Annotated in this window: 2 protein-coding genes; one reads left to right on the forward strand and one right to left on the reverse strand. The window is 43.3% G+C overall.

The window, feature by feature from the left end; translation table 11 throughout:
- Positions 1-535: 535 nt before the first annotated feature.
- Positions 536-1,006, forward strand: coding sequence for a GNAT family N-acetyltransferase (locus tag F6K49_RS41400; protein WP_293106929.1), 471 nt, complete (start codon positions 536-538; stop codon positions 1,004-1,006).
- Here F6K49_RS41400 and F6K49_RS41405 read toward each other — a convergent pair.
- Complete coding sequence (locus F6K49_RS41405) at positions 966-1,958, reverse strand: HAMP domain-containing sensor histidine kinase (RefSeq protein ID WP_293106932.1); 993 nt, start codon at positions 1,956-1,958, stop codon at positions 966-968. The two genes, F6K49_RS41400 and F6K49_RS41405, sit on opposite strands and share 41 nt — an antisense overlap.
- Between the last annotated feature and the right edge of the window lie 488 nt (positions 1,959-2,446).

Raw genomic sequence — 2,446 nt, forward strand, 5'->3', positions numbered from 1 at the left:
GAGGTTTCAATACCCCGATTAATCAGGAGTTGAGCGATTAGGGGGGAAATGCCTCTAGCTTGGGCGAGTTGGTTAGCTTGTTCAGTTTTGAGGGGGGCAATTTCCCAACGCTGATTAGGCAATTGGGCATGGGGTTTGGATGGGGTGGGTGAGAGGTGGTTGTGCACAGGTGTCGTGATCGAACAACAATAGCCCATACTACCACCCATAGTATCAGTTATTGGATTTGACCGAGATAATTACAATAGGTTATGATATTAACATTTTGTAATACTCAGCTCCCTGGGTTTGTCAAGCCAGATATAACCTATCGATAGATATATCTTTAACAGCTATCTGCAAACCCGTTTAATCCTGATTAATTGTAATTAATCAGGATTAATTGTCTGGTTTATATTACTTAAAAGTAGTCAATAGGACAGGATATCAACCCTATTTTCACTTAAACAGTTTTCATTAAAACTCCAGACTAACATCAGGAAAGTAAGTCAATTTCAAGGCACGTTTAACAAAATCAGAAGGAACTTTGGTAACTATGGATTACCGCCATATTCAGTTTTGCGATCGCAAATCTCAAATCGACTATTACCAGCTACAACAATTGTTTAACTTAGGTGCTTTTTGGGCAAAAGACCGAAAAATCGAGGATTGGCAAGTTGCGATCGCTAACAGTAATCCTGTCATCAGCGTTTGGGATAACCAGAAGCTGATTGGATTAGCTAGAGCTACCTCTGACGGAATTTATCGGGGAACCATTTGGGATGTCGTTATCCATCCAGACTATCGAGGAGCTGGGCTAGGGCGTAAGCTAGTGGAAACTGTACTCTCTCATCCTCAGATGAGCCGAGTAGAGAGAGTTTATCTGATGACCACCCATCAACAAAGTTTTTACGAACGCATTGGTTTTGAGGTGAACTCCAGTACCACAATGGTATTGTACAATCAGCCTCTAGTTACTCCAGTGCCTAGTAAGGCTCTACAATCTCAGGAATCCCCTGGGGTATAGAAACTTGAAACCGGGTAAGATTATCCACAGAGGTATCATTGTCAGCTTCTTCACTGGGAACCGTTAATACTTCTATACGCCCCTGCATCACTTCCAGGAGAGTTTGAATCATCAACAACGTCAGTCCAGATGAAGTGGATACCATTTCACTGGGCTGTTTTGATTGATCTGGAGGTAATTGCAATAAATCAACATCTTCAGCCCAACAGCTGATGGCACAGGGCATATCAATCCAGATGGAAACAGTTTCAGATTTAGAGGAGAGTGCAGTCCAAACTTTAATTTGACCACTACTTATCTGAGTAATTGCAGTATCCACAATCATGACTAATGCCTGTCGAAAACGCCGTGGATCGACTAAAACGTGAATTTGGGGGTCAGGTGGAACTATTTCCAGCTGGAGATTGCGATTGGCAGCTTGCAAATGGGTCAGACGATAGAGGTCTTCAAACAGCTGCTTCAAAGAGACTGAGCAAATCTCCAAAACGTTAGTACCGTGTTCAGTTTTAGCTACAGCAGTCACCTCATCAAGCAGTTTAACCATAGTATGGGCAGAGGCGTTAGCCTGGTTCACAAATTCTCTCTCTTCTTCTGGAGACTCACACAGATCAGACAAAATCAACTGATGTAAACCAATCAACCGACTCAGAGGCGATCGCAACTCGTGGGAAGTTCGTGCCAAAAATCCGGCTTTAAACTGGCTCATTTCCATTGCCATTTGGTAAGCCAATTGATTTTGCTTGAATTCCTGTTTCAGACGCTGGATTTCTTCAGCATCAGTATCAGTTTGATGGCATACAGAGGTCTTTGAGTCTGTGCTTTCATGGAGGTGCGACCCAAGGCCGGGTGCCCCGGCCATTGGAAAGCGCACCTTTAAAAATTTCCTGAAGCGACTCCCCATAACTCCTAACCCAATGCCTACTAGCAAATAGATCAGATCCGTCTCACCCATGCTTATTAAGTCTTGCCACACTAAAAACGTCAACAGGTGCGAGCCCGTTGGTGCGACCCTAGGCCGCGAGGGATTGCTCGCGGCCTAGGAGGCGCGCACCTAGAGCGAATTTAATTCGCAACGGAAAGCGCACCTAACAAAATTGAAGGATAAAGAATGAAGGTTGAAGCTTATACTGCTGGAAATCGACAAGGATATAGTTGGGTAGACAACCAGGCTAAAAAAAATACCTGTTGCCAAGTAACCAATCGATAGAAGGTTTTCAGGATTCCTTCACAATTCAGGATTCCTTCACAATTCAGGATTCCTTCACAATTCAAACTTCATACTTCACAATTCAAACTTCATACTTTTTTGTCAGATCTTTTTAAGGATAGCTAGTTTTTTTGAACGCACCCCAGCTAAATTAAAAATTCTAGCTGGGGATTCTTATGCTAGGTTGGACTCAGATAGCTTCCATAAACTACTGAGCGTCACTGGCGTTCTCA

The sequence above is a fragment of the Moorena sp. SIO3I6 genome (genome assembly GCF_010672095.1).

Coding starts and splice junctions, on each gene's coding strand:
- F6K49_RS41400 (WP_293106929.1), top strand. CDS start 536: ATGGATTACCGCCATATTCAGTTTTGCGATCGCAAATCTCAAATCGAC.
- F6K49_RS41405 (WP_293106932.1), bottom strand. CDS start 1,958: ATGGGTGAGACGGATCTGATCTATTTGCTAGTAGGCATTGGGTTAGGA.